At 72.7% G+C, this 14731-nt stretch carries 16 protein-coding genes; 5 read left to right on the forward strand and 11 right to left on the reverse strand.

What is annotated here, in order from left to right; genetic code table 11:
* The first annotated feature begins 79 nt into the window (after nucleotides 1–79).
* Complete coding sequence (locus tag R2740_RS03660) at nucleotides 80–493, forward strand: phage baseplate assembly protein V (RefSeq protein ID WP_371301337.1); 414 nt, start codon at nucleotides 80–82, stop codon at nucleotides 491–493.
* Nucleotides 494–975: 482 nt separating this feature from the next.
* On the opposite strand, the gene R2740_RS03665 is transcribed toward R2740_RS03660, so the two are convergent.
* A complete protein-coding gene (locus tag R2740_RS03665) occupies nucleotides 976–1479 on the reverse strand; it encodes a MarR family winged helix-turn-helix transcriptional regulator (protein ID WP_371301338.1) in 504 nt (167 codons plus the stop codon).
* A 48-nt stretch (nucleotides 1480–1527) separates the two neighbouring features.
* Nucleotides 1528–2331, reverse strand: a complete 804-nt coding sequence (locus R2740_RS03670; protein ID WP_371301339.1) for an acetoacetate decarboxylase family protein — start codon at nucleotides 2329–2331, stop codon at nucleotides 1528–1530.
* Between the two features lie 224 nt (nucleotides 2332–2555).
* On the opposite strand from R2740_RS03670, the gene R2740_RS03675 reads away from it, so the two are divergent.
* Nucleotides 2556–3911: a glutamine synthetase family protein gene (locus tag R2740_RS03675; protein ID WP_371301340.1), complete on the forward strand. Its 1356-nt coding sequence runs from the start codon at nucleotides 2556–2558 to the stop codon at nucleotides 3909–3911.
* A 52-nt stretch (nucleotides 3912–3963) separates the two neighbouring features.
* The gene (locus R2740_RS03680; RefSeq protein WP_371301341.1) at nucleotides 3964–5247 is read left to right on the forward strand and encodes a cytochrome P450; all 1284 of its coding nucleotides are present in this window, start codon (nucleotides 3964–3966) and stop codon (nucleotides 5245–5247) included.
* Nucleotides 5248–5518: 271 nt separating this feature from the next.
* Here the strand turns inward: R2740_RS03680 and R2740_RS03685 are convergent, their stop codons facing one another.
* Both R2740_RS03685 and R2740_RS03690 read right to left on the reverse strand, forming a co-directional pair.
* The gene (locus R2740_RS03685; RefSeq protein WP_371301342.1) at nucleotides 5519–6571 is read right to left on the reverse strand and encodes an aromatic ring-hydroxylating dioxygenase subunit alpha; all 1053 of its coding nucleotides are present in this window, start codon (nucleotides 6569–6571) and stop codon (nucleotides 5519–5521) included.
* Between the two features lie 10 nt (nucleotides 6572–6581).
* Entirely contained in the window at nucleotides 6582–7556 is a 975-nt protein-coding gene (locus R2740_RS03690) for a 2Fe-2S iron-sulfur cluster-binding protein (RefSeq protein ID WP_371301343.1), read from the reverse strand.
* Between the two features lie 184 nt (nucleotides 7557–7740).
* On the opposite strand from R2740_RS03690, the gene R2740_RS03695 reads away from it, so the two are divergent.
* Nucleotides 7741–8436: a type 1 glutamine amidotransferase gene (locus R2740_RS03695; protein ID WP_371301344.1), complete on the forward strand. Its 696-nt coding sequence runs from the start codon at nucleotides 7741–7743 to the stop codon at nucleotides 8434–8436.
* An 83-nt stretch (nucleotides 8437–8519) separates the two neighbouring features.
* On the opposite strand, the gene R2740_RS03700 is transcribed toward R2740_RS03695, so the two are convergent.
* Genes R2740_RS03700 through R2740_RS03720 form a run of 5 tightly spaced genes read right to left on the reverse strand, consistent with a single transcriptional unit; the run spans nucleotide 8520 to nucleotide 11982 of the window.
* Nucleotides 8520–8711, reverse strand: coding sequence for a ferredoxin (locus R2740_RS03700; RefSeq protein ID WP_371301345.1), 192 nt, complete (start codon nucleotides 8709–8711; stop codon nucleotides 8520–8522).
* Nucleotides 8708–9928, reverse strand: a complete 1221-nt coding sequence (locus tag R2740_RS03705; protein WP_371301346.1) for an NADH-ubiquinone oxidoreductase-F iron-sulfur binding region domain-containing protein — start codon at nucleotides 9926–9928, stop codon at nucleotides 8708–8710. Before R2740_RS03705 ends, R2740_RS03700 begins: the two co-directional genes overlap by 4 nt.
* Nucleotides 9925–10494 carry a ferric reductase-like transmembrane domain-containing protein gene (locus R2740_RS03710; RefSeq protein ID WP_371301347.1) on the reverse strand — a complete coding sequence of 190 codons (570 nt, stop codon included), beginning with the start codon at nucleotides 10492–10494 and terminating at the stop codon, nucleotides 9925–9927. Before R2740_RS03710 ends, R2740_RS03705 begins: the two co-directional genes overlap by 4 nt.
* The gene (locus R2740_RS03715; RefSeq protein ID WP_371301348.1) at nucleotides 10491–11477 is read right to left on the reverse strand and encodes an FAD:protein FMN transferase; all 987 of its coding nucleotides are present in this window, start codon (nucleotides 11475–11477) and stop codon (nucleotides 10491–10493) included. The genes R2740_RS03710 and R2740_RS03715 overlap by 4 nt, the downstream gene beginning before the upstream one ends.
* A 4-nt stretch (nucleotides 11478–11481) precedes the next feature.
* Nucleotides 11482–11982 carry a hypothetical protein gene (locus tag R2740_RS03720; protein WP_371301349.1) on the reverse strand — a complete coding sequence of 167 codons (501 nt, stop codon included), beginning with the start codon at nucleotides 11980–11982 and terminating at the stop codon, nucleotides 11482–11484.
* A 133-nt stretch (nucleotides 11983–12115) separates the two neighbouring features.
* Here R2740_RS03720 and R2740_RS03725 point away from each other — a divergent pair, with 133 nt between their 5' ends.
* Nucleotides 12116–12562 carry a hypothetical protein gene (locus R2740_RS03725; protein ID WP_371301350.1) on the forward strand — a complete coding sequence of 149 codons (447 nt, stop codon included), beginning with the start codon at nucleotides 12116–12118 and terminating at the stop codon, nucleotides 12560–12562.
* A gap of 53 nt (nucleotides 12563–12615) precedes the next feature.
* On the opposite strand, the gene R2740_RS03730 is transcribed toward R2740_RS03725, so the two are convergent.
* Nucleotides 12616–13935: a HAMP domain-containing protein gene (locus tag R2740_RS03730; RefSeq protein WP_371301351.1), complete on the reverse strand. Its 1320-nt coding sequence runs from the start codon at nucleotides 13933–13935 to the stop codon at nucleotides 12616–12618.
* Entirely contained in the window at nucleotides 13932–14645 is a 714-nt protein-coding gene (locus R2740_RS03735) for a response regulator transcription factor (protein WP_371301352.1), read from the reverse strand. Before R2740_RS03735 ends, R2740_RS03730 begins: the two co-directional genes overlap by 4 nt.
* Nucleotides 14646–14731 lie beyond the last annotated feature (86 nt).

Genomic DNA, 14731 nt, shown 5'->3' on the forward strand with positions numbered 1-14731 from the left:
GCCCGCTCGGTGGGGCCGCGGCGGAGTCGTCCCCTGCGAGCGGGGCGTTCGTTGCCCGGCAGAGGACTGCGCTGGAGGCATGGCCGACCTGGCGGGATCGCCGGTCCCCCCACGCCTCGCGCGCTTCGCTGCCAGGGTGGAGGTCATGGTGAACTACGGCAAGTACCGCGGAAGGGTCGAGAACGTCGTCGACCCGATGGGACTCATGCGCATCCAGGTGACGGTTCCGGCAGTGCTCGACGAGGCAGCTGTCTGGGCCACGCCTTGCGTTCCGGTTGGTTACCTGGGGGTGCCACCCGTCGGCTCGGGCGTCTGGGTCGAGTTCGAGGGAGGCGACACCGACCGCCCGATCTGGTCTGGCTGCTGGCTGGAGGAGGGGGGCACGGTGTCCCTGGAGCCCGGGGCGATCGAGCTCAGCAACGGCATGGGCGCCTCGGTGAAACTCACCGGCCCCACCGTGTCGGTGAACCATGGCGCCCTGGACGTGACCTGATGGGTGAGGTCCTGACGCAGGGCGCGGTTGTCCTGTGCGCCCACGCCGGCCAGGCGCAGCCGACCATCCCGCTTGCCCGGGTCCGGCTCTCTGGCCAGGCCGGGGTGGGCGGCGACACCCCGTATCTGGTGACGGGTTGTACCCAGACTCCTCCGTGTGTGTCAGCGGTCTGGACGTCGAGCGCACACCGGGTCACGTCGCTCGGCGTCCCGCTCGTCCTCGCGGACAGCAGCGGGGTCTGCGTTCCCCACGGAACACCCGTCGTGGTCGCCGCGTCGGGTCAGTCGCGAGTCACGGCGTCCTGACCGGCCCGAGGTCGGCCAACCCACCGACTGTGCCAACTCCCGCGCTGCTGTGGTGGGTGAGTGCCCCCTCGACGGCGCACTCACCCGCAACCCGGGCGCAGGAGATGGAGGCCACCGCGCACCACACCCCCAGCGGGCGGTGGACGAGCTGGCGTCAGCGCCGAGCGAACGCCGTCCTCAGCCCTCTCCGGCCTCGGCGGTGAGCACCACCTGCCGCAGGGCCCGGGTGAGCACCTCGAGGTCGGCGGCGCCGACGCCGGCGACCAGGGTGGCCTCGGCGGCGTTGAACTCGGGGTAGAGCTCGGCCATCAGGGTCTGGCCGGCGGGGGTGAGGGCGAGCTCGACGAGGCGGCGGTCGGTGGTGCTGGGGATGCGGGTGACCAGGCCGCGGCCCTCGAGGGTGTTGGCGACGCCGGTCAGGGTGGCCTTGGAGATGCCGACGCTCTCGGCGACCCGGCGGGTCTCCATGCGCTCCCAGATCCACAGCAGCCAGAGCACCAGGAAGCCGGTCCAGGTGAGGTCGTGCGGGCGCAGCACGGTGTTGGTCAGCCGGCTGCGCGAGGCGTTGGCGGCACGGTAGATGCTGAGCACCGCCTGCATGGCGGGGACGTCGATGGCCAGGTGGCCGACGCGCTCCTGGGTCGCCCGCTCGGTCTCGCTGAGCGAGTGATGGTCCGGCATGACGCCGACCCTACCGGCGACCACGTGACATCCCCCGTCGTGCCACGGCTAGTCGGTCGACAGCCTGGCCAGGGTGCGGCCGCCGTTCCAGACGACCCCGACCTGGCGGTAGTAGCCGCCGATGATCTCCTCGACACTCAGCCGCGACAGCTCCTCGGTGGGGGAGTCGTAGAGGTTGAGCTCGACGTCGCCCTGCCACGCCTGGCCGCCCTCGAACTCCGCGCCGCCGGACTCGATCAGCTCGGCGTAGGCGTCGCCGTGGCCCGCGATGTCGGGGTAGACCCGGTGGTGGGCCATCGGGTGCCCGTTGACGAAGCCGTTGGTGTCCGACGGCCCGGTCAGGGTGAGGACGGCGTCGGCCAGGCGGCGGTCGCCCGCGGCGAGCGTCGCGCCGAAGGCGCCGCCGGGCGCGAGCTGGGGGGACGCGTGCGGGAAGGCCATCGGCCGGGTCTGCCACATCGAGCCCAGCTTCTTGGGGTAGCCCTGGTGGATGCCGCGGGCGATCGCGAAGTCCTTGTCGACCCAGATGTAGACGCAGCGGGAGTAGGTCTGGCCCTCGAAGGAGCAGCGGACGACCACGAAGCACTCCTTGTACTGCGACCGCACCGGGTCGAGCAGCTCCTCGCGGGAGGACGAGCACGACTGCCAGTCGGCCCAGATCAGCGCGACCGCGCCCGGGTCCTCGGGGGCGAGCTCGAGCGGGGCCGGCAGCAGCTCGGCCACCCGGGCCGGGTCCGTGCGGTACTCCACGGTGAGCAGGTCGCCGGAGTAGGACCATGGCGGCGCGGGGATCAGCGACGACCGGCCGGTCGCCGTCCGCGGGAAGAAGAAGCCCTGCATGTCGTGGGTCACGGGGACGCTCCTGGATCGGCCGCGCGGACGCGGCGGTGGCGGCGTACAAGATCGTTTGGGTCCGTACGATAGCGCTCCGCGGCACCGAGGGGAACCTCTTGCCGGGCCGGGCCGCCGTCGGTACTGTTCGGACCCTAACGATCGCACGTGTGGCGCACGCCACGCCAGCCTCGACCGGGTCCGGAGACCGACCGGGCCACCCTCTGCGAAGGGATTGACCGCCTGTGGCGCACTTCGACACCTCCGGACTCCAGCCGGCCGCCGACCGCCTCGCCGAGCAGGGCATCGACGTGCTGCGGCTCGGCTACGCCGACATCATCGGCACCGACCGCGGCCGCGACGTCCTCGTCAACCGGATGGCCCGCACGGTCAGCAGCGGCGTGGCGTTCTGCCGCTCGGTCTACGGCACCACCCCGCGCGGCGGCGTCGTCGACATCGAGGGCGGGCTGTCGGCCGGCCTGCCCGACATCCTCGCCTTCCCCGACGTCGACACCCTGCTGCCCATCCCGTGGGAGCCCGGCGTCGCCCACTGCATCGCCGACCTCTACAACCCCGACGGCACGCCGTCGGCGGAGAGCCCGCGCGCGGTGCTCAAGAACGTCGTCGCGCAGTTCGCCGAGCTCGACATGCTGCCGATGGTCGGGCCCGAGCTGGAGTTCTACATCCTCGAGGAGAACAAGAAGTCGCCGTCGGGCTGGGTGCGCTACGGCGAGGGCACCGGCAACGTCTATGTCTCCGGCCTCAAGGGCGACCCGGAGAACGTCCTGCTCTCCTCGCTGCGTCAGCTGGGGGACTACGGCATCGAGGTGGTCGCGGCCAACCACGAGTTCTCCTCCGGGCAGTTCGAGATCAACCTGTGGCACGGCGAGGCGCTCGACGCCGCCGACCGCGCGCACCGGTTCAAGGCCGCGATCAAGGAGCTCGCGCGGGCCAACGGGCACCTCGCGACGTTCATGCCCAAGCCGTTCAACGACGAGGGCGGCTCCGGCTTCCACCTGCACTTCTCGATGTGGGACCCGGCCGCCGAGACGCCGCTGTTCGACGACCCCGACGGCCCCGACGGGCTGTCCAAGGTCGCCCGGCACGCGGTCGCCGGCATCCTCGCCCACGCGCCCGCGCTGGCGGCGGTGTCGAACCCCACGATCAACTCCTACAAGCGGTTCGGGCCCGACACGCTCGCCCCGTGGCTGATCGACTGGGGCATGGACAACCGGTCCGCGATGGTGCGCATCCCGCCGGAGCGCGGCTCGGCCTCGCGGCTGGAGCTGCGGCTGGGCGACGCCAGCGCCAACCCCTACCTCGCGATCGCCGGCATGCTCGGTGCCGCGCTGCTCGGCGTCCGCCACGAGCTGGAGCCGCCGGAGCCGCTGGTCGGCTACGGCTACGACCCCGAGAAGGCCGACGCGCTGCCCACCAGCCTGCCGGCGGCGCTCGAGGCGCTCGAGGCCGACCGCGAGCTGGTCGAGGTGATCGGCGAGCCGTTCGTCAACCTCTTCCTGGCCTACAAGCGCGACGAGATCGAGCGCTTCGACTCCTGGATCACCGACTGGGAGTTCCACGAGTACACCTACCACCTGTGACCACTCGCCGGCGGCTGCCGTCGCCGGCGTACCCACCTTCAGGAGGCGCAGCATGCCCCGGCACGACCCGGTCCCTCTCGACGAGGTCGACCTCTCCGACATCGACGGCTTCGCCGACCTGCGCGGGTTCGCGCAGCTCGACACCCTGCGCGCCGAGGACCCGGTGCACTGGAACCCCGAGGAGGGCGGCCCCGGCTTCTGGGCCGTCACGAAGTACGCCGACATCTGGGAGGTCGACAAGGACTCCGAGACCTTCACCTCGGAGAAGTTCGTCAACCTCGAGGACGTCGACGACGACCTGATGGACTTCCGCCGGTCGATCCTCGAGACCGACGGCGCGCGGCACCTGGCGCTGCGCAAGCTGGTGCAGCGCGAGTTCACCCCGCGCAACCTGATGAAGAACTACGAGGCGTTCCTGCGCGAGCTGACCAAGAAGACCGTCGACGAGGCGTTCGCGGCGGCGCGTGACCACGGCGGCGAGATCGACTTCGTGAAGAAGATCAGCGCCGACTTCCCGATCAACGTGCTGGCCCGGCTGCTCGACGTACCCCAGGAGATGACGGGGCAGTTGATCGCCTGGGGCAACGAGCTGGTGGCCAACACCGACCCCGACTACGCCAAGGTGCGCGCCGACCTCGATGAGTCCGACCAGTACCGCCACCTGCCGTTCCGGTCGCCGACCGTGCAGGAGGTCTGGGACTACGGGCAGGAGCTGCGCTCCGCGCGGGTCGGCGGCGACGGCACCGACCTGGTGTCGATCCTGGCCAACCAGATGCCCGAGGACGGCGTGCCGCTGTCGCAGCAGGACTTCAACAACTACTTCTCGCTGCTCGTCATCGCCGGCAACGAGACCACCCGGCACTCCATCTCCAACATCATGGTCGGGCTGATCGAGAACCCCGACCAGCTGGCCTATCTGCAGGACGACCCGGCCACCCGGGTCGCCGCCGGGCTCGAGGAGATGCTGCGCTGGGCCTCGCCGGTCTACCACTTCCGCCGGACCGCCACCCGCGATGCCGAGATCGGCGGCCAGCCGGTCAAGGAGGGCGACAAGGTCGTCATGTGGTTCGGCTCGGGCAACCGCGACGCCGACGTGTTCGAGGACCCCTACTCCTTCGACCTGACGCGGGTCAACGTCGACCACATGACCTTCGGGAAGGGCTCGCCGCACCTGTGCCTGGGCAACAACCTGGCGCGCATGGAGATCCGGTTGATGTACGAAGAGCTGGTCCCGCGGCTCGCGTCGGTCGACTTCGCCGGCGACGTCCGCCGGGTGCGCTCGAACTTCGTCAACGGCATCAAGGCGTTCCCCGTGTCGATCACCGAGAAGGCCTGACTCCTCCCGCCTCCCGCGACATGCGTGAAATGGTCGCGCGAGATGCGCGAAATGGTGTGCCCACGTGCACCATCTGGTCGCGCGAGATGCGCCAAGAGGCGTGCCGACACGCGGCGTACGACGGGAGTCCTGGCGGTCGCGCCGTCTGGGGGACGTCGTGGGGCCATGAGACGCATGTCGGCCCGCCATTTCCCGCACGTCGTGGGGCCATGAGGCGCATGTCGGCCCGCCATTTCCCGCATGTCGGCGGGCCATTTCCCGCATGTGGCGGTCAGCGGGCGCCGGTCTCCTCGGCGACGAGCCGCTCCATGATCCGGCGTACGGCGCTCGCGGCGGCGTCGGCCGCCACCCGGACCTCCGGCCGCGGACCGTCGGCGTCGACGACGCGTTGCATCGTCTCCAGGACCTCGCGCACCCGGCCGTAGTAGCGCTCGAAGATCGGCGCGAGGGTGCCCTCGGCAGCCGCGGACGACGCGAAGCTCCGACTGACCCGCCACACGTGGCGCGTGGTGCGCTCGTCGACCGGCGTCAGCGCATGGGTGAACACGAAGGTGTGCACGCCGTCGGCCTGGCCGTGGCCGGAGACCGTCGTGTGCCAGCGGTCGACCCACAGGCCGGGGGAGACCAGCTCACCCTCCTCGCGCTGCGCGTGGGCGGCGTCGGCGGGCAGCTCCAGCACCTGGGCGTTCCAGTCGGCCAGCGGGGCCGGCGGGTAGTCGCGGGCGAACCGCATCGTCGTCTCGGTGACCGTCACCTGCAACGGCGGTGGCGCGGCATCGAGCGCGGGCGGCGCGATGTCGGGGTCGACGTGCGCGACGTGGGTGATGTCGGCGAAGTTGTCGAGCAGCAGCCCGATCGACGCCTTCGTCTCCCACGCGCCGCCGAACGTCGACCACGCGGGGTCGCGCAGCCACCCGGTGTCGGGCGCGGGTCGCAGCGCGGCGAGCCGGGCGTCGCCCGCCCAGACCCACACGAAGGACCCGTCGTCGCGCACCGGGAAGCTGCGCACGGAGGCCCCGAACGGCACCTGCACCTGCGTCGGCACCCCGACGCAGCGCCCGTCGGGGGCATACCGGAACCCGGTGTACGACGCCACGATGTCGTCGCCCTCGACCCGGCCGTCGCTCAGCGGGACGGGGCGGTGGGCGCAGCGGTCCTCGAGCGCGACGGCGGCGCCGTCGGCGGCGCGGTAGAGCACCACCGGCGTGCCGAGCACCCGGCGTGCCAGGGGAGTGCGGCCGACCTCCTCGGTGGTGGCGGCGGCGTACCACGCGTGGTGCGGGACGTCGGGGCAGCGGCGGGGTGCGGCGTGGCTGGTCGTCATCGTCGGCTCCTCACGCGTCCAGCACCAGTCGGGCGCCCCGGCACCGGGAGACGCACACCATCATGCAGTCCATCTCCTCCTGCTCGTCGGCGTCGAGCACGGAGTCGCGATGGTCGACCTCGCCCTCGAGGACACCGGTCTCGCAGGTGCCGCAGATCCCCTCGAGGCACGACCCGAGCACCGAGACCCCGGCGTCTCGCATCGTCTGGAAGACCGACTGGTCGGGAGGCACGGTCAAGGTCAGCCCGGAGCGTTGCAGCACGATCTCGAACGACTCGTCGTCACCCTCGCGCTCGACCTCCTTGGCGGCGAAGCGCTCGAGGTGGAGCGCGCCGTGCCGCCAGCTCTCACACGAGCCCTCCACGGCGGCCAGCAGCGGTTCGGGTCCGCAGCAGTAGACCAGGGCCTGGGCGTCGGGTGTGCCGAGGATCGAACCGAGGTCGAGCAGCCCCTGCTCGTCCTGCGGGACGAGCGTGACGCGGCCGGCGTACTTCTCGAGCTCGGCGAGGTAGGCCATCGAGGCGCGGGTGCGGCCGCCGTAGAACAGGTGCCAGTCGGCCCCGGCGGTCTCCGCCTCCTCGATCATCGGCAGCAGCGGGGTGATCCCGATCCCGCCGCCGATGAAGACATAGCGCGGAGCGCTGAGCAGGGCGAAGTTGTTGCGCGGGCCGCGGATGCGCAGCGCGGCGCCCTCGGCCAGCTCGTGCACGGCGACCGAGCCGCCGCGGGAGTCGGGGGTGCGCAGCACGGCCACGCGGTACGACGACGTGTCGGCGGGGCTGCTGCACAGGGAGTACTGCCGGACCAGGTCCTCACCGAGCATCAGGTCGATGTGGGCGCCCGGGGTCCACGGTGCCAGCGGGCGGCCGTCGGGGGCGGCCAGGGTCAGCTCGACGACATCATCGGCGGGGTGGCGCACCGCGCTGACGACGACCTCGGTCTCGAGCTCGGTGACGACCGTCCCGACGCTGCTGGTGATGGTCATGGGTGCTCCGTCGCTGTGGGGTCCGGGTGGGTGCGCCGTGCCGGCGGACGTGGTGTCGGGTCTGGGGGTCGCGGTCGAGCGACCAGACCGTTAGGCTCCGAACGATAATGGTCCGGCAGGCCGCGCGACAAGGGTCTGGCCGGGCTCGACCGCAGACTCGCCCTCGCGGCGACAGGAGGTGTCGATGCGCGCCCTGGTGATCCAGCACGACCACGTCTCGCCGCCGGGGCCGATCGCCGAACGCCTCGAGGAGCGGCTCTACGACGTGGTCTGCCACGAGGTGGTGCCCGAGGCGCGGTTCGCCAGCCCGGGGGTCGAGCCGGCGTTCCCCGAGGTCACCGACTTCGACCTGGTGATCCCGATGGGCGCCCCGTGGGCGGCCTATGACACCGACCGGATCGGCTCCTGGGTCGGCCCCGAGGTCGAGCTGCTGCAGCGGGCCGACGCCGCGGAGATCCCGGTGCTCGGCATCTGCTTCGGGGGGCAGCTCCTGGCGATGGCGCACGGCGGCGGCGTCGCGCGGTCGCCGTACCCCGAGATCGGGTGGGTGCAGGTCGACTCCGACGACCACTCCCTGGTGCCGCCGGGGCCGTGGTTCCAGTGGCACTACGACCGCTGGTCGCTGCCGCCCGACGCGCGGGAGGTGGCGCGCAACGGGGCCGCCAGCCAGGCGTTCGTGCTGCGCCGCAACCTCGCCGTACAGTTCCACCCCGAGCTGACGACGGCGATGCTGCACGGCTGGCTCGGGAACGGCGGCGCGCACGACGCCCGCTCGGCCGGCCGCGACCCCGACGAGCTGCTGGGTCAGACCCGCGGTGAGGAGCCCGCCGCCCGGGCCCGCGCTGCCGCGCTCGTCGACGCCTTCCTCGACACCGTCTAGGTTGACCCGTCAGAAGTTCGCGATCTTCTGCCGGGTCAACCCGAACTTGTGCCGGGTCAACCCGATGTTCTGCCGGGTCGACCTCAGGTGAGGCGGAGGGCCAGCTGGGGGCAGACCCGGACCGCCTCCTTGGCGTCGTCCTGGAGCTCCTTGGTGACGGGGCCGTTGATGATCGGGTAGCCCCACTCGTCGAGGTCGATGATCTCGGGGAGCACGTGGTGGCACAGGCCGCGGCCCTTGCAGTGGGGCCAGTCGACGCGCAGCTGGGTCTTCACGAGGCCTCCTCCAGTGCCGGGCCGCAGCCGGTGCCCTCGGCATGGGCCGCGACCTCCCCGGGGAAGGTCGCCAGCAGCGAGCGCACCAGCCGGACGGTGCCGTCGGGGTGCGCGCACGCCCCGCGTCGTACGACGACCCCGGCGAGTTCCTCGACCCGGGCGGTGCCGCCGCGCCCCGACGAGACCGCCCGCAGCGCCTCGGCCAGGGCGGGCAGGCCGTTGAGGCAGGGGCCGCAGCGGCGGGCGCTCTGGCCGGCGAGGTAGTCGACGACCCGTGAGGTGAAGGTCACCGGGCACTGCGGCGGCGACACCACGACGCCGGCTCCCAGGGGGATCGACAGCGACTTCATCCCGTCGACCGAGACCCGGGCGCTGGCCAGCGTGTGCCACGGCGCCCAGGCGCCGTGGAAGCCGCCGACGAGCGCCGGGCGGCCGGCGAAGCCTGGCGGCAGCACGTCGCGGATGCGGGTGCCGAACTCCACCTCCTTCACCTGGGGCACGCCGTCGCCGGTGAACGTCATCAAGGTGGTGCCGGGCTCGGTGTCGGTGCCGAAGCGGCGGTAGTGACCCTCGTCGACCAGCACCAGCCGGCCGACCTGGGCCCAGGTCTCGGCGTTGGAGAGCAGCGTCGGCCGGCCCTTGTGACCGGAGATGGCCTCGGGCGCCCAGGCGGTGACCGGCAGGTTGGGTCGCCCGGCCATCAGCTCCAGGACCGCGCGGGCCTGGCCGGCGACGAACACCGGGTCGGCCTGGTGGGTCTGGAACCGCACCTTGTCGCGGCGCTCGGCGAGGGCGTCCTGCATCGCCTCCACGACGCCGGGCCGGTCGCCGGGGAGGATCACGTGCACGGTCGAGGCGCGCAGCGCCCGGGCGGTGGCGACCGCGCCGTCGAGGACGAGGTGCGGGCGGGTCATCGCCAGCGCGGAGTCTTTCGCGCTGGCCGGCTCGCCCTCGCTCATGTTGACGACGACGACCGGCCGGCGCCCCTGTGAGGCGGTGCGCAGCTTGATGGCGAAGGGGAACGCCGCCCCGCCCCGGCCGCGCATCCGCAGCGAGTCGACCGACTCGAGCAGCGCGGGGAGCGACACGGCCGGCAGGTCGCCGTACTGAGCGCGGTGGGTGGCCAGCGACGAGCCGGCGTCGATGCCCGACAGCAGCGCCGGACCGGGATGGATCGACAGCTCGGTGGGGATCGGGACGGGCGTGGGGGCGTTCACGGGCTGACCTCGGCGACTCCGCGGCTGGTGGCCGCCCGGCCCAGCCGGAGGACCGCCGCGAGCAGCACCACGGCGACGCTCGCCCCGACGATGGCATAGGCCCACGGGGTGGCCGCCTTGACGTCGGTGCCGATCCCGATGCCGTGGACCACCGACACCGCCCAGCCGACGTAGGAGAGGTAGTGGATGCTCCGCCACAGGGTGTGGTTCATCCGCGCACGCAGCAGGCTGGTGACCGCCACGATGACGAACAGGTCGAGCCCGAGCGTGCCGAGGCCCAGCCACAGCGGCATGTAGGTCGAGCCCCACCACGGCAGGATCGCCTGCCACCAGCGGATGTCGACGAAGGTGTCGACCACGGCGCTCGCGGCGTGCGCCACCAGCAGCGCCATCGACAGCAGGGCGATGTTGCGGTGCACCGACTGGGTCACGAAGCTCGGCATCCGCTTGCCGGCCTTGCTGCCGAGCGACAGCACCCCGAGCGCGGTGGTGATCGTGAACAGCGCCAGGATCACGAAGCCGGTGGAGCGGTTGAGGTACCACAGCAGGGGGCCGTCGGTGGTCATCGGGCGGTCACCTCCTGCGCGCGGTGGTCGTCGCCAGGGTGCTCCAGGAGCTCCGCGGCCTGGCTCGATCCTGGCTCATCGGGCCAGGACCCGGTGGTCACGACGCGCCCGTCGGCGGCCACCAGTCGGGCCGTGACGTCGTGCGCCTCGAGCCACCCCGGTGCGTCGGCGCCGAGCACGATCGAGGCGGTGGAGGCGGTGTTGGCGGCCGTGGCGCTCGGTCCGGTCGCGGTCACCGCGTGCCACACGGGGTCCGCCGGGCGCCCGGTGCGCGGGTCGAGCACGTGATGGAGGTGTACGCCGGCGCGCGCCCAGCGACGGACCTGCGTGCTCGAGGTGGCCAGGCCACCGCCGTCGAGGGCGACCGTGGTCTCCGCGGGGTCCCCGGGGTGGGTCGAGATCTCGATCGGCCACGGCGGCAGGTCCTCGCCGTCGGCGTCGGGGGCGATCGCGATGTCCCCGCCCAGGCTGACGATCGCGCCGGTGCCGGTCTCCCCGGCGATCGCGGCGGCGATCAGGTCGGCGGCCCAGGCCTTGGCGGTGGCGCCCAGGTCGAGCGCGGTGCCCGCCGGGACCCGGAGCGCACCGTCGTCGTCCAGCCCGATCTCGCGCCACGAGTCGACGCCGGGCGGTGTCGGCTCGCCGGCGGGCTGGTCGGCCAGGACGTGGAGCTCGTCGTAGTCACGGTCGTAGCCCAGCTGCACCAGCGGGCGGCCGAGCAGCGGGTGGACGAGGCCGCCGGTCTGCTCGGCGGCGCTGCAGGCGGCCCGCACCGCGGCGACCAGCAGCGGGTCGACGGCGACCCAGGAGCCGGCCTGCCGGTTGGCCCGGGTGAGGTCGGAGTCCTCCCGGAAACGACTGCACGTGCGGTCGACGTCGGAGAGGACGGCGGCGGCCAGCCGCTGTGTGGGGGGCAGGATGGCTGGCCGCCGCGAGGCTAGGAAGACGTAGGTGCCGAGCGCCTCGAAGGTCGTAGCGCTCATCGTCCTACGAGCCGGACGAGGGCGCCGGCGGTGGGGGAGGCGGAGGCGGCGGGGCGGTGGTGCCACCCGAGCTGCTGCCGCCGCTCGAGCCGCCGGAGCTGCCGCCGGAGGACGACGAGCCGCCGGAGTAGCCGGACGACCCGCCCGAGACGCTGCCGCCCGAGCCGACGTAGCCGGAGGCGGTGCCGCCGACGTACTGCGTGGTGACGTGGGTGACGTGCCGGCGCTCCCGGAGGATCACGCGCGGCTTCTCGGCCTGCTTGGCGAGCTCGGCGTAGTAGACCTTGTTGGCCTTGATCAGCGCGGCGCGCTGCTTCTTGGCGATCCGGTAGGCCTTCTTGGCCGCGAGGTCGTCGGCGCGCTTCTGCGCCTGCTGGGCCTCGTAGTCGTGAGCCGCCGCGCCGGCGATCAGACCGGTCGCGGTCAGCGCGCCGAACGTCGCGAGTCCCGACACGGCGGCGACGGCCAGCCGGTAACGGTCGCGGGTCTTGGCGGTGTAGCTCATGTCCAGAAGCCTGCCGTAGGGGCGGGCAAGGGTTCCTCATCCTCGTGTTAAGAGCAGGTCATGGGTCCTCTTGACGCAGTCTTGACGTTTCCTGCACGCGCACACAACGAGGCCGGAGGCAGCATCTCCTGCCATGAAGACCACCACGTCTCTCCTCGCGGCAGCCGCCGCCGTCCTCGGACTCGGCGGAGCGGCCGCGGCCTACCAGATGGCCTCCGCGCCCACGACCTCCGTCCAGCCCGTGTCCTCCTCGTCCGACGACGAGGTGGCCGAGGTGGTCGTCCCCACGATCGAGCAGGGCACCCGCTTCGAGTGGGCCCCCTGCAAGCCCCCGTCGGTGCAGCGCGGCGACACCTGCGTCACCGAGGAGGTCCACACCGTGGTGGTGACGCCGCCCGCCTCGAGCGGCGGCTCCTCCGGTGGCCACCACTCGGTCGCCGGCAGCTCCGGCAGCGGCAGCAGCGGCGGCTCGTCGTACGACGACGACTCGGGGTCCGACGACTCCGGCTCCTATGACGACGACGACGGCGACGACCACGAGGACCACGAGGACGAGCCCGACGAGCCGGACGACGACTGAGCCCGATGACCGCAGCGCAGGGGGGACGCGCGGCGGGCCGGCTGCCGGGGGCCTCAGCCCTCGACCAGCGGCAGCGTGAGCTCGACGCGGGTCCCGATCTCCGAGCCATCGGCGCCACCGCTCCTGGTGGCGCCGATGAGCAGTTGCCCGCCCGAGTCGCCCGCGGTGCGGCGCACGATGTCGAGCCCCAGGCCGGTGGTGCCGGGCCGGTCGCCGGCGACGGCGCCGAGCAGCCCCGGCCCTTCGTCGACGACGAGGAGCGAGGCGCGACCGGCCAGCGCGCTGAGGCTGACCTCGAACGGCGTCCCGTCGGGGGTGTGCGCGAACACGTTGTCGATGAGCACGTCGACCGCGTCGGCGAGGTCCTCGGCGGCGAGGGGCACCCGCACCGGCACGGCCGGCACCGACACGCGCAGCGGCCGCTGCTGGTCCTCGGCGAGCACCTCCCAGAAGGCCACCCGGGCCCGGACCGTCTCGGCCGCGTCACACACCGCGGCGAGGTCGCTGCGCACCGGGCGGCGGGCCTCGCTCACGATGGAGTCGATGGTCACCTGCAGGGTGGCGATGTGCTCCTGCAGCCGCGCGGCCAGCACCGGGTCGGAGACGCCCTCCGCGTCCAGGCGCAGCGCCGTCACCGGCGTCCGCAGCCGGTGCGACAGGTCGCCGACGGCGGCCCGCTCCTTCTCCAGCAGCTCCACGGTCCGGTCGGCGAGCCCGTTGAGGGCCCGGGCCAGCTCCTCGGTCTCCTCGGTGCCCCGCACGCGCGCACGCGCACTGAGGTCGCCCTCCCGGAGCCGGTGCGCCACCCCGGCCACGTCGAGCAGCGGCTGGCTGATGCGTCGCCCGAGCCCGGCGGCCAGCCACAGCGCCATCGCCAGGAGAAGCAGTCCCAGGGCGACGATGCCCGCCCAGACCGGGTAGACGTTGTGGCGCACGTCGGCAGCCGTCACGCTGCTGCGCACCACCACGATCTGCAGCTCGCCGTCCTTGCGGGCCACGAAGAACGACACCAGGGCCCGGGCGCCCCGGCCGTCGACGTAGGTGTCGCTCCCGGCGCTCTGCTGGCGCTTGATGACCTCCGGGTCCTGGGCCATCCCTTCGGCGTCACCCAGCGTCGCGCCGTCCTCGCGGAGCGCACCGGTGGTCGGTTGGTCGAGCTGGTCGACACCGGTGACCCGGTCGGCGGCCTTCTTGAAGTTGCCGCCGTCGGCGGCGATCGCGACGGCGACGTTGCGGGCCTCCTGCTCGGTGATCCGGATCGCGCGCTCCTCGGCCAGGTTGCGGACCAGGAGACACAGCGGGATCACGAAGGAGACCACCACGGTCGAGGTGGTGGCGATCACCAGCCATGACAACCGTCGTCTCAAGCTCATGCGTCACCCTCGGCGCCCGCCTGCTCCGCGCCGGGGTCGACCAGGCGTACGCCGACCCCGCGCACGCTGATCAGGTACCTCGGCTGGGCGGCGGTCTCGCCCAGCTTGCGGCGCAGCCACGACAGGTGCACGTCGACGGTCCGGTCGGCGCCGCCGTAGGCCTGCTGCCAGACCTCCGACAGCAGCTCGCGCTTGGTGACCACCTCGCCGGCCCGGTTGGCCAGCGCCAACAGGAGGTCAAACTCCTTGCGGGCCAGGTCGAGCGGGTCGCCGGCCAGCGAGGCGGTGCGGGCGCGCTCGTCGATGACCAGCTCGCCGACCCGGATCGGCTCGGACGGGTCGCTGCTGCGCCCGCCGCGTCGGAGCACCGCGCGGATCCGCGCCGCCACCTGGTCGGTGCCGAACGGCTTCACGACGTAGTCGTCGGCGCCGGCGTCGAGCGCCTTGACCATCGTCGGGTCGTCGTCCTGGGCCGTGATCACGATGATCGGCACGGCGCTGGCCGCCCGGATCATCGAGATCAGGGTGAGCCCGCTGACGTCGGGCAGGCCGAGGTCGAGCAGCACCGTCTGCGGCTGCTCGGCGATGACGTGCTCGAGCCCGGCCATGCCGGTGGCAGCGACCGCGACGGCGTAGCCTCGGTCGGAGAGCCCACGACGGACCGCGGCCCGGATCGCGTCGTCGTCCTCGACGACCAGCACGCTGGTCATGGGAGAACGCTAGCGGGAGTCGGCTGTGTGGGTCCTGAGATGGGCAAGGGCGGGGACCGACCGATGACCCGGCGCGAGAGGAGGCC

The sequence above is a fragment of the Nocardioides sp. genome, assembly GCF_041393715.1.
Taxonomy (GTDB): Bacteria; Actinomycetota; Actinomycetes; order Propionibacteriales; family Nocardioidaceae; genus Nocardioides.